The organism is Streptomyces sp. NPDC005408 (assembly GCF_040606445.1).
GTDB lineage: Bacteria > Actinomycetota > Actinomycetes > Streptomycetales > Streptomycetaceae > Streptomyces.
Genome location: NZ_JBEXEX010000008.1, coordinates 145,882 through 170,029, shown reverse-complemented (window position 1 = coordinate 170,029; position 24,148 = coordinate 145,882). Strand labels below are relative to the sequence as shown.

Here is a 24,148-nt window from a genome sequence, read left to right as displayed (position 1 = left end):
CCAGAAGGTGCCGTACACTCCCGCTGCATGCACTTGTCTGACATCCTGCGCGCACCCAAGGCCGTTCTTCACGACCACCTGGACGGCGGTCTGCGCCCCGCCACGATCATCGAGCTGGCCCGGGAGTGCGGCTACACCGAGCTGCCCACCGAGGACCCGGCCGAGCTGGCGGTCTGGTTCCGCGACGCCGCGGACTCCGGCTCCCTGGAGCGCTACCTGGAGACCTTCGCCCACACCTGCGCAGTGATGCAGACCCGCGAGGCGCTGGAGCGCATCGCGGCGGAGTGCGCCGAGGACCTGGCGGCGGACGGCATCGTGTACGCCGAGGTGCGGTACGCGCCCGAGCAGCATCTGGAGCGCGGCCTGACCCTCGACGAGGTCGTCGACGCGGTCAACGAGGGCTTTCGCGAGGGCGAGCGCCGCAGCGGCGGCCGGATCACGGTCCGCGCCCTGCTCACCGGCATGCGCCACACCGAACGCTCCCTGGAAATAGCCGAGTTGACGGTCGCCCACCGCGAGCGCGGAGTGGCCGGCTTCGACATCGCGGGCGGCGAGATCGGCAACCCGCCGGCCCGCCATCTGCCCGCCTTCCAGCATCTGAAGCGGCACAACTGCCACTTCACGATCCACGCGGGCGAGGCCGTCGGCGCCGAGTCCATCCACGAGGCGGTGCAGGTCTGCGGCGCCGAACGGATCGGTCACGGCGTCCGCATCACCGACGACATCACGGTCCACGACGACGGCACCGCGGACCTGGGCCACCTGGCCGCGTACGTACGCGACAACCGGATCGCCCTGGAGGTCTGCCCGACCTCCAACCTCCAGACGGGCGCGGCGAAGGACTACGCGACGCACCCCATCGATCTGCTGCGCCGCCTCGGTTTCCGTATCACGCTCAACACGGACAACCGGCTGGTCTCCGGCACCACCATGAGCCAGGAGTTCCAGCACATGGTGGACGCCTTCGGCTACGGCCCCGAGGTCTTCGAGGAGTTCACCGTCGCCGCGGTCGCTTCGGCGTTCCTGCCGCTGCCGGAGCGCCGTCGCCTGATCGACGAGGTCATCCGCCCCGGGTACGCGGCGCTGTCGGCGGGCGAGTAACGCCCGGCGCCCGGCCGCACGCGGGGGTGCGGCCGGGCGTCAGCTCAGCGCGGGCTCGTCCAGCGTCAGCGTGCGGGCGTCCGCGTCCAGCACCGCCGGGACCCCGAACGGTATCGTCAGCGCCGGCACCCCGTGCCCGAAGCCGAACTCCTCCACGACCGGTACGCCCAGACCGCCGAGCCGGTCGAGCAGCACCGCCCGAACGCTCTCGTAGGGACCGCACTCCTCCCACGATCCGAGGGCGATGCCCGCAACGCCCTCCAGCCAGCCGGAGCGCAGCAGTTGCGTGAGGATCCGGTCGAGCCGGTAGTCCTCCTCGCCCACATCCTCGATCAGCAGCAGACCGCCGCGGGCGGACGGCCGGGCGTGCGGGGTCCCGAGATCCGCCGCGAGCAGGCAGACACAGCCGCCGAGCGTGATGCCCCGGGCCCGGCCGGGGACCATCGTGCGGGCCGTCTCCAGGCCCAGGGTGCGTACCGACTCGGGCTCGAAGAGCGTGGCGCGCAGTGACTCCTGGGTACGCGCGTCCTTGAGGAAGGTGAGCGCGCCGACCATCGGGCCGTGCAGCGTGGCCAGGCCCGTCCGGACGGCGAAGGCCTCATGGAGCGCCGTGACATCGCTGTAGCCGACGAAGATCTTGGGACCGGCGGCGCGTATCGCGCTCCAGTCGAGCAGGTCGACCATGCGCTGCACGCCGTATCCGCCGCGTGCGCAGATCACCGCCGATACCGAGGGATCGCACCAGGCGCGGGTCAGATCACGGGCGCGGTCCTCGTCCGTCCCGGCGAGATAGGGCAACTCCGGGTGCCGGTCGCGGACATGAGGCATCACGACGGGGTCCAGATCCCAGCCGCGCAGGATCGCCAGACCCGCTTCGAGCCGGTCGTCAGGAACGGGACCGCTGGTGGACACGACAGCGACCTTGGCTCCCGGCCTCAGTCGCGCGGGCCGGGCCAGGGGATTCAGGGTCACTTCTTGAGCTCCAGCAGGGGGACGTCGGGGCGGTTGATACGGAAGGTCTGGGCGTAGAGGGACAGTTCGGACTCGAGCGCGCGGACCATGGTGTCGGCCTTGCGGAAGCCGTGGCTCTCTCCCTCGAAGGCGATGTACGCGTGCGGGATGCCGCGTCCCGCCATCTGCGCCAGGAACCGTTCGCTCTGCACGGGCGGACAGATCACGTCGTCGAGGCCCTGGAGCAGCAGGAACGGCACGGCGATCCGGTCGCTGTGCTGCAGCGGCGAGCGTTCGCGGTAGCGGCCGGGGACCTCGGCGAGCGGGCCGATCAGCGACTCCAGATACTGCGACTCGAAGTCATGGGTCTCGTCGGTCGCCCAGCTCATCAGGTCGAGTACCGGATAGATGATGGTGCCGCAGGCGTAGACATCGGTGGTGGTGAGGGAGGCGGCGGTGGTCCAGCCGCCCGCGCTGCCCCCGCGGATGGCCAGTCGCGCCGGATCCGCCGTGCCCTCGGCGGCCAGGGTCTCGGCGACGGCCGCGCAGTCCTCGACGTCGACGACTCCCCACTGCTCGCGCAGTCGGTCGCGGTACTCGCGGCCGTACCCGGTGGAGCCGCCGTAGTTGACCTCGGCGACGCCGATGCCGCGTGAGGTGAAGTACGCGATCTCCAGATCGAGGACGAGCGCGGCATGACCGGTGGGGCCGCCGTGCGCCCACACCACGAACGGCGGAAGTTCGTCGTCGGGCGCGATCCGGTCGGGGCTGTGGGGCGGATAGATGTGGGCGTGGATCTCGCGGTTGTCCGGTCCGGTGAAGGTGCGGATCTGTGGCTCCGGGTAGTACGCCGGGTCCACCGGGTCGTCATGCGCCGAGCCGATGACCCGGGTCCGCCCGGTGGAGGTGTCGAGCTCCACGACCTCGTACGCGCTGCGCGGGCTGGCCGCGACCCCGATCACCCGGTCGCCGTGCACGGCGAGGGCGGCTGCCCATTCGGTCCAGGGCCCGGCGGCGTCGACGAGCTCGCCGGTCTCCGGGTCCAGGATCCCCAGTGCGGTTGTGCCCTTGCCGTGGATGACGGCGATCAGTCCGTTCTCCAGCGGGTGGAACCACTTGAGGCCGATCTTCCACAGCGGCCCGCCGAACTCCTGACCGCGGCCAGGACAGAGTCCGGTGCTCGGCACGGCGCCCGGCGCGAGTGCGTCGAGCCGGATCCTTTGCAGTTCCCACCAGTTGCCCACGTCGGAGACGAAGAGCAGCGAGCCGTCCGGCGCCCAGTCGACCTGGCAGACCGATTCGTCCGTGTCCCCGACGACCGGCCGCACCCCGCCGAACGGACCGTCCTCCGTCACCTCGCCGAGCATCACCACCGTGCCGTCCCAGGGCATCTGCGGATGGTCCCAGGCGATCCAGGCGGCATGCCGCCCGTCCGGGGACAGCCGCGGCCCGGTGACAAAGCGGTGCCGGTCGTCGGACAGCTCTCGCACCGCCCCGCGGTCCCCGGCCGCGGAGCCGTCCAGGGGTACGGCCGCGATCACCCGGCGTACGTCGGTCGGCGCGTCACCCGTGAACTCCTCCAGCACACACCAGACTTCGCCCCGCTCCGGCATGACCTGCGGGTCGGCCCAGCGCAGCCCGCCGCCGACCGGGGACAGCGGGGTGAGCGGACGCGGCGCGGCTTCCGGCACGTCCGGCTCGTACGCATACAGCCGCTGGTCGGCGAAGTTCACAAAGACGACAAGGGGTCCGCCGTCGGCGCGCCAGGCACCGGCCCAGGGGTGCCCGCCGTACTCGATGAGCCTGCTGCGGACATTCCACGGGGCGGGGAGCACCGACTCCTCGGCACCGTCGGCCCGTCGGCGCATCAGGGCGCGTCTGCCGCCCTCGGTGGGGCGTGGCGCTGTCCACCACACCTCGTCGCCGATCATGCCGAGGAACTCCGGGCGGCCGTCGTGCGAGGCGGCGAGTGCCGCGTCGATCGGCGACGGCCAGCTTCCGTAGGCTCCCGTGGGTACCATTGCCGACTCCCCCTATGTCCCTATGCGGACCGCAGATAGTGGTCGAGAACGTTGACGCCGAAGTGCAGCGCCTCGACCGGGACGCGCTCGTCGACCCCGTGGAACAGGGCCGCGTAGTCGAAACCGACGGGGAGCTTCAGCGGAGAGAAGCCGTATCCGGTGATGCCGAGCCGGGAGAACTGCTTGGCGTCGGTGCCGCCCGCCATGCAGAACGGCACGACATGGCCGTCCGGGTCGAAGCGCTCGACGGCCGCGCGCATCTTGGCGTACGCCGTGGAGTCAACGGGTGCCTCCAGTGCCACCTCGCGGTGGTGGAACTCCCACTCCACGTCCGGACCGGTCAGCCGGTCAAGGGTGTCCTTGAACTCGGCCTCGCCGCCGGGCAGCATCCGCCCGTCGACATAGGCGGTCGCGTGCCCCGGGATCACATTGAGCTTGTAACCGGCTTCGAGCATCGTCGGGTTGGCGCTGTTGCGCACGGTCGGCTCGACCAGCGCGGCGGCCGGACCGAGCTTCGACATGAGTGCGTCCGCGTCGAACCCGTCCGCGTCCACATCGACATCGATGCCGTACAGCGAGGCGAGCTCGGCCAGCGCGGCCCGCACGGTCGTGGTGAGCCGCACCGGCCACTCGTACTCGCCGATCCGGGCGATGGCCGCGGCCAGCCGGGTCACCGCATTGGCGCGGTTGACCTTGGAGCCGTGTCCGGCCCTGCCGTGCGCGGTGAGCTTGAGCCAGGCCGTGCCGCGCTCTCCGGCGCCGATCGGGTAGAGCGTCATGCCGGGCCCGGCATGGAAGCTGAAGGCTCCGGACTCGCTGATCCCTTCCGTACACCCCTCGAAGAGGCCGGGATGGTGGTCGGCGAGGAAGCCCGAGCCGTCGATCGCGCTTGCCTCCTCGTCGGCGGTGTACGCGATGACGATGTCGCGCCGGGGCTTGATGCCCGCGCGCGCCCAGGCCCGTACGACCGCGAGGACCATCGCGTCCATGTTCTTCATGTCGACCGCGCCGCGGCCCCACACCACCCCGTCGCGGACCTCCCCGGAGAAGGGGTGCACGGACCAGTCGGCGGGCTCGGCGGGCACCACGTCCAGATGGCCGTGGACGAGGAGGGCATCGGTGGACGGGTCGGTGCCCTCGATTCTGGCGACGACATTCGTACGCCCCGGGGTGCGCTCCAGCAGAGTGGGCTCAAGACCGGCGCCGGCCAGCCGCTCGGCGGCGTACTCGGCGGCGGGCCGCTCCTGGCAGTCGCCGCCGCCTCTGTTGGTGGTGTCGATCCGGATCAGCTCGGAGGTGAAGGTCACCACCTCGTCGAGCGCCTGTCCGTCGATGGGCGTTGTCATGTCAGCCATACTGCTCCTCCACTGCCGCCGAGACGATCGTCGTGACCGCCTTAAAGGTACGAATGCCCTCATACATCGTCTCGCTGGTATACGCGACCCGTCGCTCACCGCTGCCCGCCACGCCCGGCACGACGGTGGCCGCGGCCGCGAGATGTTCCGCGTCGAACTCCAGCTCCACGGTGAACGGACCGCCCCGCACGGGCTCGTAGCGCCCGGCGAGAGCCGTCGACTCCTTGGCCGCGGCACGGATGTCGGACGCGGTCCGGCCAGGAGTGCGGCAGACCGCCGCATAGCGGGACACATAGTCCTTCACGGCGACCTTGCGGGCTTCGGGCGCGTACCCGTCGGCGTCCACGCAGGTCAGATTGTCTCCGGTGACGAGCACCACCGGCACGCCGTACTCCGCGACCACATGGGCGTTGAGCAGGCCCTCGCCGGCGCGGGTGCCGTTCAGCCACACACCCGTGATCGAGTTGGCGAGATACGTGTGCGCGAGCACACCCTCGGCGCCCGCGCCGGTGTGGTAGCCGACGAAGGCGATGCCGTCCACGTCGCCGTGCTGCACGCCCTCGACCATCGACAGCGACTTGTGCCTGCCGGTGAGCATCTGGACCCGTTCGTCCAGGTGCTCCAGCAGCAGATTGCGCATGGTCCAGTGCGCTTCATTGATGAGCACGTCGTCGGCGCCACCGTCGAAAAAACCGAGCGCCGCCGCGTTCACGTCCGAGGTGAACATCGTGCGGCAGCGCTCCCACTGGGGAGTGCCCGGCAGCACGTCGGCGGGCCAGGTCACACCGGTGGCGCCTTCCATGTCGGCGCTGATGAGGATCTTCACGGCATCACGGTACGCGCCGACGAACGGGCAGGCCAGGGCCGTCGGCCGTGCCAGAGGTCTGGTCCGCCGAATGCCGGTGCGGCCGGCGGAAGGGGACGGCCGCTCAGCGTCGCCGACGGCGCCTCACAAGCCCCACAGCCCCCGCCGAAGCAACGACGACGGCTCCCCCGATCAGCCAGGGGCGGTAGTGCGTGACGGGTTCACCGGCCACGACCAGCTGTGCCGTGCTGGTCTTCTCGCCGTCGTGGCTGACCACGGTGAGCGCGTACGTACCGGGCGGGATGTCGTCCCGCAATGTGGTGTGTCCCGCGTACACGGTGGCCCCGTCGTCACACTTGCACCCGGGGTCGTCCGAACTCTGTGTCCTGATGGTCAAAGGCTCTTCGAACGCCTTGGACGTGACAGTGAGGGAGTTCTCCTCTTCGGCGCCGTTTTCGTCCGCGAGGAGAACGACGATCTCGCCGCCCGGACGGACAGTCACTTCCGGAGTGGAATCCGTACTGCCCAGAGTCCCGCCCTTCGGGCCGGCTACGAACCGGCGTATCTGCGCGGGGGCTTGCGGTATGACCCTCAACTGCGCGGTGGCGACGGTGCGGCCGCCGCTGGCGGCCGTCGCCGGATACACCCCCGGCAAAATGTCACCGCGGACATCCCCCCTGTTCACTCCCGGGAGCGAGTTGGAGTGCGACGCCCCCTTCCGCTCGGGGGTCAGACGGATCGGCTTCTCCAGAGCCGGAGAGGTGACGGTGACGACGGTCCAGCCCGCGGGCATGCCCGTGATGCCGACCGCGGCCCATCCCCCTACCTCCACCTCGTCCCAGTCGAACTCCAGGTGAGGTCCGCCGGACGGGCTCGGTGCGGCCGCGGCAGAAGGTGTACGCCCGTCCGCCGCCGCACCGGCCGTGGGGCCCAGCAGCGGGAGCAGGGCAAGACCGGTGACGGCCACGGCGCGGGCTGCTCTGCTGAACACGGCACTCCTCTTCTCGGCGGTTGCTCGACCGGGAAGAGGCGGTTCGGGCGCTATGCGTTCCGGCCGAGGATCAGCCATGTCGACGGCAGTTCGATGCGGGAGCCGTCCGCCGCGTACTCCGTTGTCGTGAGCGGCAGTTCGCCGCTCGCGATCACGTCGAGACCCGCCGTACGGAAGAATCCGGCCACCTCGGCGTCCGCCACCGCGCCCGGCACGATGCCGTGCCGGAAGACCGGCTGGAGCTTCGGCGGGGGGCCTGACGGGGACTGGGCGAGGCCCATGAGCTTCTGGCCGGCCGCCTCCGCGAGCTCCACCACGAAGGCCCGCCCGCGCTCGCCGACGAGTGTGGCGATCGTGTCGGCCAGCGGCTGCCGGTCCTCGGGATCGCACTGGTGCAGTACACCGCGCATATAGACGTTGGTGTCGCCCAGTTCGGCATGCAGCTGCGCCACCTGGTCCACGTCCACGGCGTCGATCACCCGGAACAGCGCATCACCCTGTTTGTCCTGCCTTCTGGCGAGCTCGATCGCGGCGGAGGACAGATCGACGCCGAGCACCTTCGGGAAGCGGTCCGCGAGGAAGAGAGTCTGGGTGCCGTTGCCGCAGCCCAGGTCCAGCAGGGTCAGCCCGGGATGGTCCACATGGGGTTCGTAGAGCGCGAGATGCAGTCCCGCGGTCAGCGCCGGCTCCGCGTCCCAGAACACCGCTCCGGGCTCCCCGGTGGCCTCGCTCCAGAAGCCTTCCCAGGCATTCTTGTACCGACTCGTCACGCTCATGACCAGCTCCCCAGGGGTATGACACAACGTCAAGATCGGTCTATCGCTCCTGAGTTTCCGCGACAAGCGCCCGGCGCATTCCTTCACCAGGCGTTCGAGCGGCAGGCCGGGCCCTCACACGAGCACCGCGCGACTGCGGCAGCCGTGGCTACGGCAGCGCGAGCTCGAACCAGACCGTCTTGCCCTCGGTCGTACGGCTCGTGCCCCACTCCCGCGCCAGGCTGCTCACCACCCGCAGTCCGCGCCCGAGCTCGTCAGCCGGGCGCGCGTCCAGCATCGTCGGCAGGTTGTGGTCCTCGTCGGCCACCTCGCACAGCAGGGATCCCGCCCGGACGAGCCGGAGCTCCGCGCTCCTGCCACTCGCATGCCGTACCGCATTGGTGACCACTTCGCTCACCAGCAGCTCTACGGTCTCCGTCAGCTCGGCCAGTCCCCAGGAGCGCAGCTGTCCGCGGACCAGGCGCCGCGCCCTCGCCGCCTCGCGCGGCTCACGGGACAGCTCCCACACGGCCACGTCCTCGGGATCGATGCCGTTCAGCCGGGCCATCAGCAGGGCGACGTCGTCCTTGCGGCCGCCGCGGGTGTTGAGCGAGCGGATGATGGTGTCGCAGGCGTCGTCCATGGAGGCGGCCGGGTGCGCGGCGGATTCGCAGAGCGTCGCGAGCCCGACGCCGATGTCCTCGCCCCGCACCTCCACCAGGCCGTCCGTGCACATCACCAGACGATCGCCGGGCGCCACCGGCACGCGGACGCTCTCGAAGGGCACGCCGCCGACGCCGATCGGTGCCCCGGTCGGCAGGTCGAGGAGTTCGCTGCGTCCGTCGGCCGCGCGGACGATCACCGGCGGGATGTGGCCCGCGTTCCCCATCCGGAGCTCATTGCGGATCGGGTCGTACACGGCGTACAGACAGGTCGCGAGATAGTGCTCGCCGAGCCGCTGGGCCAAGTCGTCGAGGTTGCGGAGCAGCTGCTCGGGCGGCAGGTCGAGCGCGGCCATGGTCTGCACAGCCGTACGCAACTGGCCCATCATCGCTGCGGAGTTGAGGCCGTGCCCCATCACATCACCGACCACCAGCGCGGTGCGCGAACCGGGCAGCTTCACTGAGTCGAACCAGTCGCCGCCGACCCGGCCCAGCAGGGTGCCCGGCAGATACCGGGTCGCCGTGTCGCAGCCGGCCATCCGCGGGGTGACCTGCGGCAGCATGGAGTCCTGGAGGGTCTCGGCGACGTTCTCCTGGTAGGTATACATGCGGGCGTTGTCGAGGACGAGCCCGGCGCGGGCGGCCAGTTCGGCCCCGGTGACGCGGTCCATGTCGTTGAACAGGGCGCGCTCGGGATGGCGCAGCAGAATCATGAAGCCGAGGACCACATTGCGCGCCTTCAGCGGCACGACCAGCATCGAACGCCCGCTGATGAGCGGACGGATGTCACGCTTCTCGAACTGCGAGGCGATGGCGGTGCCCATCTGCTCGCTGATGCGCGGCACCAGCACCGGGTCGCCGGTGGTCATGCACTGGAAGAACGGGGTGTGTTCGGGGAACGGCATGGATTCGCCGACCGGCACCACATCGTCCCAGCGGCCCGGCTCGTCCACGTGCTCGACCGCGACGCGGTGCCACATGGTGGTCGCGTCGGGCGGTCCGTCCGGGAAGCCCTCGCCCGCGATGACCTGTTCGCGCAGATAGGTGCCCGCGACATCGGTGAAGCGCGGCACCACGGCCGCGCTGACTTCCTGGATCGTACGGGCGAGGTCGAGGGACGATCCGATGCGGCCGCTGACCTCGTTGAGGAATTCGAGCCGCTCGCGCACCGCCGCGTATTCGAGGTCCTGCTCGAGGTCGGCCGTGTCCACGGCCTGTCCCGCGGCGGCCGCGGCTTCGGCGGCCTGCTGCCGCGCCTTGCGTTCCGCGCGCCGGGGCACTCCCCAGTCGGGTGTGACAGGCACCCGGTCGTGGTGGCTGAACTCGAGTACCGGATAGCCCAGATCGAGGACCTGGGAGACGATCCGCGTCGACTCCTGGACGCTCATGCTCGGCAGGATCTCCGGGAGCCTGCGGGCCAGTTCGTCGAAGCCGGGGAACTCGGTGTGCAGGGCGAATCCCGGAGCTATCCGCTCGACGCTCTCGTCCTCGTCCGTGAACTGCGCTGCGTCCGCGGCCAGTACGAGGAGCCGCTCCTCGCCGGGCCCGACCATGGGATACGCCCACCACAGCACATCGAGCCGGTCGCGTCCGGGCTCGGACAGGCGGGCCCGGCCCGCCGCCGGATAGGAGGTCAGGCCGTTCAGCGAGGCGTCGAGTCCGGGGCCGAGGCCGCCGTAGCCGTCGTACGATTCGTACTCGCCGTCGTCGGCCAGCGCGCCCGAGACCGGGAGCAGTTCGACGGCGGGCTGGCCCACCGCCTCGTCCCGGGTGGGGCCGAAAAGCCGTCGCGCGCCGCTCGACCAGTGCGAGACCAGGCCGTCGCCGTCCACGACGACCACGGCAAGCGGAATCCGGCCGGCCACGGCGTACTGCTGTGGGGGTGTCGGCGGAACACCACTGTCCATGGGTGGGAGGCTCCTTCCCCGCCGCAGTCAGTGCGGCCTTGCCACCACGGTACGGCGCCGCCCGCGCCGCCCGCCGGGCAACGGCGGAATAGGTCGTGCGCCCGCGCATTACTGACGATTGGTCAGTCCTCGTGCCCCAGCTGGAGATCGCGCTCGGTGCGGCCGCCGCCCGCGACCTGCAGGACTGTGGCGACCGGCGGGTAACCTGCGGCGATGACGGTGTACTCCCCCGACGACAGGTCGACGAAGCGGAAGGTGCCGTCGGGGCCCGTGGTGAGGGTGTCCACCACATTGCCCGCCACATCTAGCAGCGTGACGCGCGCCTCCTCGACCGGCCGTCCGCCCCCCGCCCGTACCGTGCCCTTCAGCACGGCACCGCCCGCCAGCTCGATGTCCTGCCTCGTCTCGCGGGACGCCTGCACGCTCACGGGGAGCGCTGCGGGACGGAAGGCGGGGGCGCTCGCGGCGAGTGTGTACTCCCCCGCCACCAACTCCGTGATCACATAGCCGCCTTCGCGGCCGCTGCGGGTCGTGGCGACCACGTCGCCGCGTACGTCGGTGAGCGTGACGGCCGCGTCCCGCACGGGTGCGCCTTCCGCCGTGACGACGGCCCCGGCGAGGCGTCCGGCCCCGCCGAGGACGACATCGAGCTCGACGGGCCGCTCGCCGACGGTGACGGTGACGGCCTGTGGCTGGTGCCCGCCGGCCGCCGCGATCATCACGTACGAGCCGGAGCCGGGCACGCTCAGCGCGTACCGCCCGGCCTCGCCGCTCGCGCCGCGTCCGATCTGACGCCCGTGCACGTCGATGAGGGTGAGGGCGGCGTGCGGTACGCCGCTGCCGTCGTGGTGCTGGACGATGCCGCAGACCGGAACGCCGGAGGTGTACGCGGGCGCGCTGCGGGCCTGGGGCACGGACGCGGTCTCGGCGGCGGAGGCGTTGTGGGACACCAGCGGTTTCTCCTTGAGGAAGAGGGCTAAGAAGAGGCCGAGCGCGAGCACCGGCACCAGATAGAGGAAGATCCGCGGCATCGCGTCGGCGTAGGCCTGGATATAGCCGTCACGCAGTGCGGGCGGCATGGCATGGACCAGCTGGGGAGTAATCGACTCAGGGTCCGGCAGGCTCGCTCCGGCGGGGAGACGGTCGGCGAGTGCGCCGGTGAGGCGGTCGGCGAAGAGGGTGCCGAAGACGGCGGCGCCGATGCTGCCGCCGATCTGCCGGAAGTAGTTGTTGGCACTGGTGGCGGTGCCTAGGTCGGCGGGCGGTACGGCGTTCTGCACGGCGAGGATGAGCACCGGCATCACCAGTCCGATGCCGACGCCGAGCACGGCCTGCCAGATGCTGTGGTCGAGCCTCGGGGTGTCGGTCTCGAGCCGGGACAGCAGCCACATCCCTACGACCGAGACCGCACTGCCGAGGACCGGATAGATCTTGTAGCGGCCGGTACGGGTGATGAGCCGGCCCGAGACGATCGAGGCGACGACGATGCCGCCCATCATCGGCAGCATCAGCAGCCCGGACTCGGTGGCGCTGGCGCCGTCGACCATCTGGAGGAAGGTCGGCAGATAGCTGGCCGCGCCGAACAGGGCGACGCCGACGACCGCGCCGACGAGGCTGGTGACGGTGAAGATCGAGTCGCGGAACAGCCGCAGCGGGATGATCGGTTCGGGGGCGTAGTTCTCAACGACGATGAACAGCAGGGTGGTTCCCGCTGCCCCGGCCGCCAGTCCGAGGATGACGCGGGAGCCCCATGCGTATTCCGTGCCGCCCCAACTGGTCAGCAGCACAAGGCAGGTGGAGGCGGCGGCCAGGAACAGGGCGCCGAGGACGTCGAGCCGGCCGCGGGCCGCGGGCTTCGGGAGCTTCAGCACTGCGGTGATGACAAGCAGGGTGAGCAGGCCGAAGGGAACGTTGAAGTAGAAGCACCAGCGCCAGGAGACATGGTCGGTGAAGAAGCCGCCGAGCAGGGGTCCCGCGACGGAGGCGAGTCCGTACGCCGCGCCGATCAGTCCCATGAAGCGGCCGCGCTCCCTGGCCGGGACGATGTCCGCGATGATCGCCTGCACGCCGATCATGAGGCCGCCGGCGCCGATGCCCTGGATGGCGCGGAAGGCGATGAGCTGGTCCATGCTGCGTGACCAGCCCGCCAGCGCCGAGCCGACGACGAAGACGACGATCGCGAACTGGAAGACGCCCTTGCGGCCGAAGAGGTCGCCGAGCTTGCCGTAGACCGGCAGGCCGATGGTGGCGGTGAGCAAGTACGCGGTGATCGCCCAGGGCATCCGCTCCAGGCCCTGGAGTTCGCCGACGATCTTCGGGAGGGCGGTCGCGACGATCATCTGCTCGAGCGCGGCGAGGAGCAGCGCGAGCATCAGGCCGACGAAGACGAGGCGTACGCGGCGTGGGCTGAGAGCGGTGGCCTCAGTTGGTCCGGGAGGTGGAGGCGGGGCGGCTGAGGCCGGAGCGGCCTGCTCGTCCTTCACCAGAGTGATCCCGCCCACGTCACTGCTCCCCTCGTCGCGACTGCGCGGCGTAATTCTTCGCATTACACGCCAACGGGGAGCAAGCGGGACGTTATTGGGGGCAGTGGCGCGTCGCGGGGCCCAACTGCCCCTGGCGGAGCGCGCGTCGGGCGCTCATCAGGGGCTTTCCCGCGACCCGTGGCACGTGGGCGCATCACGGCGCCGCGGGGAAAACCACTCGAAACGGTGAGCGTTACAGCAACCTGGCAGGGCTAATTCACGGACAACTTCTGCCCGACTACTTTTCGACCTCGGCAGCGAGCTTGGCGAGCACGGCGTCGTAGATGCGGCCAAGTCCCTTGGGGGCGAAGGTCTTCTCGAAGAACCCGCCGATGCCGCCGGCGCCGTTCCAGACGGTGCTGACGACGGCCTTGGACCTGCCCTCACCGGCCGGGGTGACGGTCCAGGTGGTGACCATCGAGGAGTTGCGGTCCTTCTCGACCAGCTGACCGTCGGTCGGCTCGCTCACCTCAAGAAGGCAGTCACGGATGCGCTTGCTGGTCGCCTGGAGCTTCCAGTGGACGAGCGTGCCCTCGCCGTCACCGCCCTCCCGGACCTCGTACTCACTGAAGTGCTCGGGCAGGAGCTTCGCGCGGGTGTTCTCGTAGTCGGCCAGCGCATCGAACACCTTCTCCGCGTCCGCCGAGATGATCCGTTCCGTGGTGGCCTCGACCTGCGCCATTCCTGTTCCTCCAGCACTTGGTTCTTCGGGGGTCGCGGCTAGGCCCTGTCCGGCCGATCAGGCCGGGCTCGGCCTGATCGACCGGACAGGACCTAGCCAACCACCTCGGGTTCGGCCGCCCAAATCCGCTTGGAGCCGGTTCGGGGAACAGGGTTGCGGTGATCAAGGGAACAAGTGTTCTATTCTATGGTCAGTGCTACCGAGGAGGCGTCCATGCGCTGGGACAATCTGGTCGAGAACCCCCGGGCGGCCGGGGACACCGCGCTCTTCGCGACGTCGGCGGTGACCACCAGAACCTTCGACACACCCGAATTCCGCGGCATCACCTTCCACGAGATCCGCGCCCGTTCGATCCTGAACCGGGTGCCGGGCGCCTCGCGGATGCCGTTCGAGTGGACCGTCAACCCCTACCGGGGCTGCACGCACGCGTGCGTGTACTGCTTTGCCCGTAAGACCCACAGCTATCTGGACCTCGACACCGGGCTCGACTTCGACTCCCAGATCGTCGTGAAGATCAACGCGCCCGAGCTGCTGCGCCGGCAGCTGGCATCCCGGCAGTGGCAGGGCGCGCATGTCGCGATGGGGACGAACGTCGACTGCTACCAGCGGGCGGAGGGCCGCTACCGGCTGATGCCGGGCATCATCGCGGCCCTGCGCGACCACGCGAATCCGTTCTCGATCCTCACCAAGGGCACGCTGATCCTGCGCGATCTGGAGCTGCTGCGGCAGGCGGCGGAGGTGACCGAGGTCGGGATCTCGGTCTCCGTCGGCTTCACCGACCGCGAGCTGTGGCGCACCGTCGAGCCGGGCACGCCCTCGCCCGAGCGCCGCCTCGATGTGGTGCGCACGCTCACAGACAACGGCATCGGCTGCGGTGTGCTGATGGCGCCGGTGATCCCCTTCCTGGGCGACCACCCGGACCAGCTGCGGGCGACGGTACGGGCGATTGCCGCGTCCGGGGCGACGTCGGTGACCCCGCTCGTGCTCCATCTGCGGCCCGGCGCGCGCGAGTGGTTCATGGCCTGGGTGGCGCAGCACCATCCGCACCTGGTGCAGCGCTACGAGCGGTTGTACGCGGAGGGGGCGTACGCGCCGAAGTGGTACCAGCGCCGGATCACGCGCCATGTCCATGAACTGGCAACCGAGTTCGGGATAGGGCCGGCGGACCGGGGGATGCCGCGGCGTATCCCGCTGCGGGAGGAGCCGGATCCGGCGGCTGCGGAGCCGACCCAGCTGACCCTGCTCTGAGCCGGGAGGGAGCCCGGAGGCCGCGGGAGCCGGGAGCCGCTGGGGCCCCTGGCAGCCCGGGGGATATTCGCTCCGGATTGTCAGTGGCGTAGGCAAGGATGGACGTATGACTTCGCGACTCACCCGTGTACAGGCCCCCGAAGGCGTCGCCCCCGGCACCGGATACAGCCATGCCGTATGGGGCACCGGCCGGTTCGTGGCGATATCCGGGCAGTGCGCTCTCGACGAGGACGGCAAGGTCGTGGGCGAGGGGGACCCGGCGGCGCAGGCCCGGCGGGTCTTCGAGAACCTCCGCCGCTGTCTCGCCGCGGCGGGCGCGTCCTTCGACGACGTGGTCAAGCTGACGTATTTCGTCACGGACGTGGCGCATCTGCCGGCGGTCCGGGCGGCGCGCGACGAGGTGATCGACGCGGGGCGGCTCCCGGCGAGCTCGGCGGTCCAGGTGAGCGCGCTCTTCCGGCCCGAACTGCTCGTCGAGATCGAGGCGTTCGCGCTCGTCGGGGAAGAGGGCTAGCGATGGACGTCCGGGTACGGGACATGACACTCGACGACTGCGAGGCCGTCGCCGCGATCCGGGTGCGCGGCTGGCAGTTCGCCTATGCGGGGCTGATGCCGCAGTCGTACCTGGACGCCATGAGCGTGGCCGAGGACGCGGCAAGGCGTCGCGACTTCCTCACCAAGGGCGACAGCCACGTGACCAATGTGGTCGCCGAGCTGGACGGCGAGGTGGTCGGGTGGGGCTGCTTCGGACCGAGCCGGGACGAGGGCCAGACGGCCGCAGTGAGTGAGCTCTACGCGATATACGTGCTGCCGGACCGGGTCTCCACGGGGGTGGGGCGGGCGCTGATGGACGAGCTGACGGGGCGTGCCTCGGCGGACGGTTTCGAGCGGATGCTGCTGTGGGTGCTCAAGGAGAACGACCGCGCCCGCCGCTTCTACGGCAAGGCGGGCTTCGCACCGGACGGCGCGGAGGAACCCTTCGAGGTGGACGGTGTAGCGGTCCCCGAGGTGCGGTACGCCCGGCAGCTCCAGTAATCCGGTGGACAGGCGGTGCCCGGGAGGGGGATGACCGCGGTCGACCTGCTGCCCGCGTGGAAGTTTTCTCTGAGGGCGTCGGACCGTCAACCGGAGGGAATCGGTTGCGCCCACCGAGGCCAAGGCGAAGGCGCTCGCCGCCAAGCTCCGCACGTCGATCGAGGGCTGCCTCGACCGGCTCAAGGAGACGTACCCGGGGCTGGAGGGCGAGACCCTCTTCCACGGCAAGGTGAATGTCGAGGAGGGCGCGCACGTCTACAGCATCGACACGGCCGACCCCGAGGTCGGCTCGACCGACATCGGTCTCTACTCGGTCGGCCGCGACGGCCGGACGGTGACGGTCGTCGAGTGGGGGCAGTTGGGTGACCTCGACGGTGCGCCGCTCGAGGAATTCAAGAAGACCACCGGCATCGCGGTCGGCAAGCTCTACTGAGGCTGAGAACTGCCCGTCGGACCGGCTCCCGCGCCGGACCGACGGGCATGCCGCGTTTCAGGCCAGCCGCGCCAGTGCCGCCTCAGCCGCCGCCGACAGGCGCGGGTGCGTGCGGGCCGACGTGAGGATGTCCCCCGCCCGCTGGTCGCCCAGGGCGCCCAGGCCCTCGACACAGGCGAGCGCCAGCCTCCAGTGCGGGTCGCCCGGGGTGAGCCTTCGCCGCAGGACGGTGATCAGTGCCGGTACGGACTCCGGGGCCCGCAGGCGGGTGAGCAGGCGTACGGGGACCAGGGCGTAGGCGACCCGCAGCTCGTTCGTGGCGAGCGCGGCCGCGGCGCGCGGTGTGCGGGGGTCGGCCAGCCGGGACAGGGCGTGCGCCGCCGATACGCAGCGTTCGGGATCGCGGTGGTTGAGGAACAGGACAAGGGCCTCAAAAGCCCGCCGGTCCCCCGCGCAGCCGAGCCGGAAGGCCGCCATTTCCCGAGCCCACAGGGGCCGTTCCTGTTCCGTGAGGACGCCTGCGAGTTCCTCCTGGTCCTGCGTGGTCAGCAGCCGTTCGTACGCCACCGAGCCGCCCGACTCGCCCCGCAGCCGCTGAGCCAGTACCCGTAACTCCTCGTCCATGGCGGCCAGCGTATCCGCGACGCGTCGGCGATCCAGATCACACCGTCCCACCCCTGGCGCGCTCGTTACTCGCGAGTTAATCTCAAGTGAGCGGGTAACCCCCGCACAGCTCACGGTGGCCTGGTGACGCAGCCGCCGCGAGTGTTTGTCGGTTCGGTAGTTCCTGCACGACGTACGACGCGACTCCGGGACAGAGTCCGTCGGCCCCGCACCATGACCCCCGTGTCGGGTGCGCTGAATTCCCGTGCGCCCCGCGCTCCTTGGCGTATTCGCCCGCGCGCCCCTCATCAGTCGTCACTCATCCCTGGAGTCCCCCGATGGACACCCCTCTCCACACCATTGCCGTTGTCGGCCTCGGCACCATGGGCACCGGCATCGCCGAGGTCCTCGCCCGCGCCGGACGCGAGGTCATCGGCATCGACATCAGCGACGCCGCCGCCCGTCAGGCCGTCACCGCCCTGGAGGCCTCCACCGCCCGCGCCGTGGAGCGCGAGCGGATCACCGAGGAGGAGCGCCGGAACACGCTCGCCCGTTTCCGCACCTTCTCCGATCTGCAGGCAGCCGCCGACGCCGACCTCGTGATCGAGGTCGTGTCCGAGTCGTACGAGGCCAAGCAGCAGGTCTTCCGCGCGCTGGACGCCGTCGTCCGCCCCGACGCCATCCTCGCCACCGGCACCAACGCCCTGTCGGTGACCCGGCTCGCCGCCGACTCCGAGCACCCCGAGCGCGTGCTCGGCCTGCACTTCTTCAACCCGGCCCCGGCAATGAAGCTGGTCGAGGTCGTCTCCTCGGTGCTGACCGCGCCGGCCGCCGTCGAGGCGGTCACCACGCTCGCCCGTGAGCTCGGCAAGGAGCCCGTCGCGGTCGGCGACCGGCCCGGTTTCGTCGCGGACGGCCTGCTGTTCGGCTATCTCAACCAGGCCGCGGCGATGTACGAGGCCAAGTACGCGTCCCGCGAGGACATCGACGCCGCGATGAAGCTCGGCTGCGGACTGCCGATGGGCCCGCTCGCGCTGCTCGACCTGATCGGCATCGACACCGCACGTACCGTCCTGGACGCGATGTACTCCGAGTCCCGCGACCGGCTGCACGCGCCGGCCCCCATCCTCAAGCAGCTCAGCGAGGCGGGCCTGACCGGGCGCAAGACGGGCCGCGGCTTCTACACCTACGCCGCCCCGGGCACCTCGGACGTGGTGCCGGACGCCCTGACGCCGCAGCCTGCGGCCGAGGCGGCGGGCGGCCGCGAGGTCCGCTCCGTCGGCGTCGCCGGTTCCGGCACGATGGCGAGCGGCATCGCCGAGGTCTTCGCCAAGGCCGGTTACGACGTGGTGCTCGCCGCCCGCGGCCTGGAGAAGGCCGAGACCGCCAAGTCCCGTATCGCCAAGTCACTTTCGCGCTCCGTCGACAAGGGCCGGATGACGGCCGAGGCCCGCGACGAGACGCTCGCCAGGATCACCCCGGCCGGTACGCTCGACGCCTTCGCCGACGTCGACCTCGCGGTCGAGGCGGTGGCCGAGGACCTGGAGATCAAGCAGCAGCTGTTCGCCACGCTGGACAAGATCTGCAAGGCGGGCGCGGTGCTCGCGACCACCACCTCCTCGCTGCCCGTCGTCGCCTGCGCCCGCGCCACCTCGCGCCCGCAGGACGTCATCGGAATGCACTTCTTCAACCCGGCCCCGGCGATGAAGCTGGTCGAGGTGGTCCGTACGGTCCTGACCTCCGACGAGGTCCACGCCACGGTCCGCGAGGTGACCACGAAGATCAGGAAGCACCCGGTGGACTGCGGCGACCGGGCCGGTTTCATCGTGAACGCCCTGCTCTTCCCGTACCTCAACAACGCGATCAAGATGGTCGAGGCGCACTACGCGACGCTGGACGACATCGACGCCGCGATGAAGCTGGGCGGCGGCTATCCGATGGGCCCCTTCGAGCTGCTCGACGTCGTCGGGCTCGATGTCTCGCTCGCCATCGAGAAGGTGCTGCACCGCGAGTTCCGCGACCCGGGCCTGGCTCCGGCGCCGCTGCTCGAGCACCTGGTGGCCGCGGGCTGCCTCGGCCGCAAGACGGGACGTGGTTTCCGCGAATATGCCCGGCGCTGATCGCGACGCGGGCTGGGGCGGGCTGCTCGATCCATCGGGCGGCCCGCCCGCCGCCTCCGGGGGGCCGCCGCCGCACCCACCGGCGCGCTCTGCTGCACGAATGCAGTACGTTCAGCTCATGCCCCAGCCCGCCAAGCCCACCCGTACCAAAGCCACTCCCGACGCTCCGGAAAGTGCCGCAGGCAGTCGCGCCGCCGCGCAGCGCCTCAAGATGCGGCGCGAGCTGGCGGCCGCGGCCATGGAACTGTTCGCGACCAAGGGCTACGAGGCAACGACCGTCGACGAGATCGCCGCGGCGGCCGGGGTCGCCCGCCGGACCTTCTTCCGCCACTTCCGTTCCAAGGAAGAGGCGATCTTCCCGGACCACGACGACACGCTCGTACGCGCCGAGGCGGTGCTGAACGCGGCCCCGGCGCACGAGCATCCGCTGGACACCGTGTGCCGGGGCATCAAGGAGGTCATGCGGATGTACGCGGCCTCCCCCGCGGTCTCGGTCGAGCGGTACCGCCTGACCCGTGAGGTGCCGACGCTGCGGGAGCGTGAGATCGCCTCGGTGGCCCGTTACGAGCGGCTGTTCACCCGCTATCTGCTGGGCCACTTCGACGAGCGGGACCACCACGACGGCAACGACGACCCGCTGCTGGCGGAGGTGGCCGCGTCCGCGGTCGTCACCGCGCACAACCATGTGCTGCGCCGCTGGCTGCGGGCGGGGGGCCAGGGCGACGTGGAGGCCCAGCTGGACCACGCCTTCGCCATCGTCCGGGACACGTTCGGCACGGGCATCGGCGCGGGCCGCTCCCAGCAGGGCGAGCGGCCCGGTCCGGCGGCGGTCTCGACGCGGACGCGCGACGACGTGCTGGTGACGGTGGCGCGCACGGACGCGCCGCTGGACGAGGTCATGCGCACGATCGAGCGGGCGCTGCGCGGCTAGGAACTGGGGCTCCGCCCCAGGCCCCGCGCCTCAAACGCCGGCGGAGCTGAGGTTGCGCCCGTCCGGCGTTTGAGGACCCGCCGTCTCCGGGCGGACCGCGCCGGCGTGAACGCGGCCGCCAGGCCCGGATCCGCCCGACCCGTCAGCAGGCCCGTCACCAGCCGCCCCGTCGCCGGGCCCAGCATCAGCCCGAGCATGTTGTGCCCGGTGGCGAGCAGCACCCCCGGCCTGCCCGGCACGGGTCCGATGAGCGGCAGCCCGTCCGGGGTCATCGGGCGCGGGCCCATCCATTCCTGTTCGCGCCTCTCCCAGTCCGCGCCCCGCAGATACGGCCGCGCCGGCCGCGATGATCGCGTCCACCCTGCGCTGCGTACGGCGGTGCTGCTGGATGTACGGGCGACGACGGACGGGCCCGCTCCGGTGTCCCGGATGTCGCTGATGCGGACGCTGCGGGAGGAGTTCCGGGGCGGCCAGGACATCGAGGGCGGCTTCAGTCTGCTGCGCGCCTCGGAGCGGCTGGGGATGCACCGCAACACGCTGCTGTACCGGCTGGACAAGATCGAGCAGCTCTCCGGGCAGCGGGTGCGCGAGCCGGGGGCCGCGATCGGGCTGTATCTGGCGTGCCTGGGATGTCTGATGGATTCCCGCCACGAGAGCGGTCCCACGCACCGCTCCCCATTCCCCCGATGAATCAGAGCTCTTGACGCATCATCAGTCTCTTCCTACGCTCCACACTCATTCAGTCATCGGATCAATGTGCACGTCCTTGGACGGAGTTGATCAGTGGTGCCCGTGAACAGACGTGGATTCCTGGGACAGATGGCCATCGGCGCGGCAGCCGCCGGTGCAACAGGCGGAATGGCGGCCCCCACCGAGGCCGTCGCCCAACCCGCCGCCGAACCCGCCGCGCCCGTCGATACCGCCAAGCCCTGCGCCCCGCTGCGCGGCATGCGTACGGACAAGGAGTGGGAACGCTTCCTCGCCGCCCAGGACCTCGTCTGGAAACGGCTGCCGCGCACCTGGTACGAGGGCCCCTTCCTCGGCAACGGACTGCTCGGGTCGATCGTCTACGCGGAGCCCGGCGAGAACGCCATCCGTTTCACCGTCCACCACAGCGAAGTCCAAGACCACAGACCGGAGTTCGGCAATGAGTGGGGCGTGGCACGCCTCCCGGTCGGCAATCTCGTCCTGAAGCCGGTCGGCACCATCACCGGCGTCGATCTGCGCCTGGACCTGTGGAACGCCGAGATACGCGGCACGGTCACCACCGACCGTGGCACCCTCGCGCTGCGCGCCCTCGTCCACAACGACCGCACGCTCCTGCTCGCGAGCGTCGAAACGAGCAAGGGCGAGGAGGGCTTCCGCTGGGAGTACCGCCCGTCCCCCGCGATCAGCCCGCGCATCGTGCGCGAGGACCCGCCCAAGAACTTCCCGCCCAATCCGCCGCCCGTCACCCGGGACGAAGACGGCCTCGGCATCGTCACCCAGGCCCTGTACGCGGGCGGGCAGACGGCCTCCGCGTACAAGGAGCGCGGGACCGGCCGCGAGCGCACCTTCCTGCTGGCCGTGGCCCACTCCTACCCGGGCACGGACGCGGAGGGCCGGGTGATCACCGCCGTGCGCAAGGCCGCCGCGCTCCCCGACTCCAGCCTGCGGCGCACCCACCGCGAGTGGTGGCACCGCTTCTACCGCAAGAGCTTCCTCTCCGTCCCCGACCAGATGCTCCAGAGCTTCTACTGGATCCAGCTGTACAAGCTGGCCTGCGCGGCACGCGAGCACGCTCCGGTGATGGCGACGACCGGCCCCTGGTTGGAGCCGACGCCGTGGCCGAGCGTGTGGTGGAACCTCAACGCACAGCTGGAGTACTGGCCGGTCTACGGCTCCAACCATCTGGAGCTCGACGCCATCCCGCGCACCCTCGCCGAGAACACCGACATCCTCATCGGCGCGCTCAAGCCGGAGTACCGCCACGACTCCGCGGGCCTGCGGCGCTCCACGGACGCGCAGTGCGACGACGCGGGCAGCGTGGGCGTGCCGGGCGTCGGCGACGCGGAAGTCGGCGATCTGCCCTGGGCGTTGCACAACGTGTGGCTGACCTACCGCCACACCATGGACCGCGGCGTCCTGGAGGACGTCCTCTATCCGCTGCTGCGCCGCTCTACCAACTACTACCTGCACTTCCTCACCCCGGGAGCGGACGGGAAGCTGCATCTGCCGAAGACCTTCTCGCCCGAGTACGGCAGTGCGCCCGACTGCAATTACGACCTCGCACTGCTGCGCTGGAGCTGCGCGACGCTCATCGAGACAGTCCGGCTGCTGAAGAAGACCGACCCGCTGGAGTCGAAGTGGCGTGAGGTTCTGGCCAGGCTCACCGACCACCCGGTGGACGAGAAGGGCTTCATGATCGGCGCCGGGGTGCCTTTCGCGAAGTCGCACCGGCACTACTCGCACATGCTGGCCGTCTATCCGCTCTACCTCGTCAACTGGGACCAGCAGGAGAACCGCGATCTGATCGCGCGCTCGCTGCAGCACTGGATCAGCTTCGAGGGCGCGCTGCGCGGCTACACCTTCTCGGGGGCCGCATCCATCTCCACCCAGATGGGCCGCGGCGACGACGCGCTGAAGTATCTGCGGGAGCTGGTGGCCCGGTTCATCCAGCCGAACACCATGTACTACGAGGCGGGGCCTGTCATCGAGACACCTCTGTCGGGTGCGATGACGGTCCACGACATGCTCTGCCAGAGCTGGGGCTCCACGATCCGGATCTTCCCCGGAGTGCCGGGCGAGTGGCGGGACGCGGTCCTCCATGACTTCCGTACGGAAGGCGCCTTCCTGGTCAGCGCGGTACGCCGGGATGCCAGGACCCGCTGGGTGCGGGTGCGCAGCCTCGCCGGTGAGCCCTGCCGGATCCGGCACTCGATCAGCGGCCGCGTGACGGTCTCCGGGATCGGCGGCCCGGCACCGCAGTGGCGCGACCTCGGGGGCGGGGAGGTGGAGGTGCAGCTCGGCCGCGAGGAGGAGGCCGTGGTGCATCCGGCGGGCGAGCGTCCGGATCTGACCGTCGAGCCGGTACGGATCAGCCGCCCGGCCGAGCCCTGGGGGCTGCCGCCGCTCGGTCAGACCGGCGGGGTGACCCGCGTCGATCTCACGGCGCATTTCGACAATGACGCCATCACGACCGAGATGTTTTACGAGGACGGCGACTTCGACGGCACCGGCCGCACGTTTCCGATGGCGCAGCTGCCGCAGACCGGGCAGACGGCGGACGACGGGATCACCTTCTCCTTCACCAACGGCAGTGAGGGCTCGAAGAACAATGTCGTGGCGGCGGGCCAGAGGATCGCGGTCCCGACGGGGGCGTATGCGCGGCTGCATGTCCTGGGCGCGGGCGACAGCGGCAATGTGACCGTCCCGGCGGTCCTCTCGTACGCCGACGGCTCGACGTCGACGGTCCAGATCAAGCTCACCGCGTGGCTGTCGGGCCCGGCGAACGGCGAGACCGAGGCGGTGCGCAGCAGCCAGATCCACACGCGTACGGGACCGGTGGGCACGAAGGCCGCGATCTTCCACCAGAGGGTCGCCCTGGACCCGTCGAAGCAGCTCTCCTCGATCACGCTCACCGCACCGGCCGGCGGGACGGCCCGGGCGCATGTCTTCGCCCTCTCCCTGGAGAGCGCGAGCTGATCGCACACAGCAGCACACGGAACGTGACGGCCCCGCACATAGCGGGGCCGTTTCGCGTGTGCGGCGCCCAGATGACATCCGCGAGGCATCTTTGTTTCAAACTGTTGGCACGCAGTGTCTTGCGACCTGGCACGGCGTGCCATACGTTGATGGAGTCCGGGCGGCCGGCGTGCAGAGACCATTCGTACGCCGGCTGTCCCCGCAAACCATCGGTTTGTGCGCCCGGACGCCTGCGTCACAGGCAACCTCACGCGCACACCAGCGCTGCCACAGCACCACCCGCCGAACCGACGGCACACCTCCACAGCAGCAGCACCCCGACGTTTCCCCTCAGCGTTCCCT

Annotated in this window: 19 protein-coding genes and 1 pseudogene; 9 read left to right on the top strand and 11 right to left on the bottom strand. The window is 70.5% G+C overall.

Going from position 1 to position 24,148, the window contains the following annotated elements:
• Positions 1-27 precede the first annotated feature (27 nt).
• Entirely contained in the window at positions 28-1,101 is a 1,074-nt protein-coding gene (locus tag ABZS64_RS11270; RefSeq protein WP_355826444.1) for an adenosine deaminase, read from the top strand.
• Between the two features lie 39 nt (positions 1,102-1,140).
• Here the strand turns inward: ABZS64_RS11270 and ABZS64_RS11265 are convergent, their stop codons facing one another.
• From ABZS64_RS11265 to ABZS64_RS11225, 9 genes are all read right to left on the bottom strand, one after another.
• Positions 1,141-2,073 carry an LD-carboxypeptidase gene (locus ABZS64_RS11265; protein WP_355826441.1) on the bottom strand — a complete coding sequence of 311 codons (933 nt, stop codon included), beginning with the start codon at positions 2,071-2,073 and terminating at the stop codon, positions 1,141-1,143.
• A complete protein-coding gene (locus ABZS64_RS11260) occupies positions 2,070-4,073 on the bottom strand; it encodes a prolyl oligopeptidase family serine peptidase (protein WP_355826438.1) in 2,004 nt (667 codons plus the stop codon). The genes ABZS64_RS11265 and ABZS64_RS11260 overlap by 4 nt, the downstream gene beginning before the upstream one ends.
• 20 nt (positions 4,074-4,093) lie before the next feature.
• Complete coding sequence (locus ABZS64_RS11255; protein ID WP_355826435.1) at positions 4,094-5,428, bottom strand: M20/M25/M40 family metallo-hydrolase; 1,335 nt, start codon at positions 5,426-5,428, stop codon at positions 4,094-4,096.
• Positions 5,421-6,254: a M55 family metallopeptidase gene (locus ABZS64_RS11250; protein WP_355826432.1), complete on the bottom strand. Its 834-nt coding sequence runs from the start codon at positions 6,252-6,254 to the stop codon at positions 5,421-5,423. Before ABZS64_RS11250 ends, ABZS64_RS11255 begins: the two co-directional genes overlap by 8 nt.
• 103 nt (positions 6,255-6,357) lie before the next feature.
• On the bottom strand, positions 6,358-7,224 hold the full coding sequence (locus ABZS64_RS11245; protein ID WP_355826429.1) for a hypothetical protein: 867 nt from the start codon (positions 7,222-7,224) through the stop codon (positions 6,358-6,360).
• A gap of 50 nt (positions 7,225-7,274) precedes the next feature.
• Complete coding sequence (locus tag ABZS64_RS11240; protein WP_355826426.1) at positions 7,275-8,000, bottom strand: class I SAM-dependent methyltransferase; 726 nt, start codon at positions 7,998-8,000, stop codon at positions 7,275-7,277.
• A gap of 148 nt (positions 8,001-8,148) precedes the next feature.
• Positions 8,149-10,548, bottom strand: a complete 2,400-nt coding sequence (locus ABZS64_RS11235) for a SpoIIE family protein phosphatase (protein ID WP_355826424.1) — start codon at positions 10,546-10,548, stop codon at positions 8,149-8,151.
• Positions 10,549-10,670: 122 nt separating this feature from the next.
• Entirely contained in the window at positions 10,671-13,049 is a 2,379-nt protein-coding gene (locus ABZS64_RS11230; protein WP_355826421.1) for an MFS transporter, read from the bottom strand.
• A 259-nt stretch (positions 13,050-13,308) separates the two neighbouring features.
• On the bottom strand, positions 13,309-13,752 hold the full coding sequence (locus tag ABZS64_RS11225; protein ID WP_355826418.1) for an SRPBCC family protein: 444 nt from the start codon (positions 13,750-13,752) through the stop codon (positions 13,309-13,311).
• A 213-nt stretch (positions 13,753-13,965) separates the two neighbouring features.
• On the opposite strand from ABZS64_RS11225, the gene ABZS64_RS11220 reads away from it, so the two are divergent.
• From ABZS64_RS11220 to ABZS64_RS11205, 4 genes and pseudogenes are all read left to right on the top strand, one after another.
• Positions 13,966-15,000, top strand: a complete 1,035-nt coding sequence (locus ABZS64_RS11220) for an Rv2578c family radical SAM protein (protein ID WP_355826415.1) — start codon at positions 13,966-13,968, stop codon at positions 14,998-15,000.
• Positions 15,001-15,106: 106 nt separating this feature from the next.
• Positions 15,107-15,514: a RidA family protein gene (locus ABZS64_RS11215; RefSeq protein WP_355826413.1), complete on the top strand. Its 408-nt coding sequence runs from the start codon at positions 15,107-15,109 to the stop codon at positions 15,512-15,514.
• A 2-nt stretch (positions 15,515-15,516) separates the two neighbouring features.
• Positions 15,517-16,035: a GNAT family N-acetyltransferase gene (locus tag ABZS64_RS11210; RefSeq protein ID WP_355826410.1), complete on the top strand. Its 519-nt coding sequence runs from the start codon at positions 15,517-15,519 to the stop codon at positions 16,033-16,035.
• A gap of 100 nt (positions 16,036-16,135) precedes the next feature.
• A pseudogene (locus tag ABZS64_RS11205) lies at positions 16,136-16,468 on the top strand (hypothetical protein); the annotation flags it as partial.
• A 57-nt stretch (positions 16,469-16,525) separates the two neighbouring features.
• Here the strand turns inward: ABZS64_RS11205 and ABZS64_RS11200 are convergent.
• Positions 16,526-17,092 carry an adenylosuccinate lyase gene (locus ABZS64_RS11200; protein WP_355826407.1) on the bottom strand — a complete coding sequence of 189 codons (567 nt, stop codon included), beginning with the start codon at positions 17,090-17,092 and terminating at the stop codon, positions 16,526-16,528.
• A gap of 317 nt (positions 17,093-17,409) precedes the next feature.
• Between ABZS64_RS11200 and ABZS64_RS11195 the strand changes: the two genes are divergently transcribed.
• Both ABZS64_RS11195 and ABZS64_RS11190 read left to right on the top strand, forming a co-directional pair.
• Complete coding sequence (locus tag ABZS64_RS11195) at positions 17,410-19,191, top strand: 3-hydroxybutyryl-CoA dehydrogenase (RefSeq protein WP_355826404.1); 1,782 nt, start codon at positions 17,410-17,412, stop codon at positions 19,189-19,191.
• A gap of 100 nt (positions 19,192-19,291) precedes the next feature.
• Positions 19,292-20,122 (top strand): TetR family transcriptional regulator, encoded by an 831-nt coding sequence (locus ABZS64_RS11190; RefSeq protein WP_355826401.1) that lies wholly within the window; start codon positions 19,292-19,294, stop codon positions 20,120-20,122.
• On the opposite strand, the gene ABZS64_RS11185 is transcribed toward ABZS64_RS11190, so the two are convergent.
• Positions 20,119-20,409, bottom strand: coding sequence for an FAD-dependent oxidoreductase (locus ABZS64_RS11185; protein WP_355826398.1), 291 nt, complete (start codon positions 20,407-20,409; stop codon positions 20,119-20,121). The two genes, ABZS64_RS11190 and ABZS64_RS11185, sit on opposite strands and share 4 nt — an antisense overlap.
• On the opposite strand from ABZS64_RS11185, the gene ABZS64_RS11180 reads away from it, so the two are divergent.
• Both ABZS64_RS11180 and ABZS64_RS11175 read left to right on the top strand, forming a co-directional pair.
• Entirely contained in the window at positions 20,330-20,812 is a 483-nt protein-coding gene (locus tag ABZS64_RS11180; RefSeq protein ID WP_355826395.1) for a helix-turn-helix domain-containing protein, read from the top strand. The two genes, ABZS64_RS11185 and ABZS64_RS11180, sit on opposite strands and share 80 nt — an antisense overlap.
• Before the next feature lie 258 nt (positions 20,813-21,070).
• Positions 21,071-23,806, top strand: coding sequence for a Tat pathway signal sequence domain protein (locus ABZS64_RS11175; RefSeq protein ID WP_355826600.1), 2,736 nt, complete (start codon positions 21,071-21,073; stop codon positions 23,804-23,806).
• The last annotated feature ends 342 nt before the right edge of the window (positions 23,807-24,148 follow it).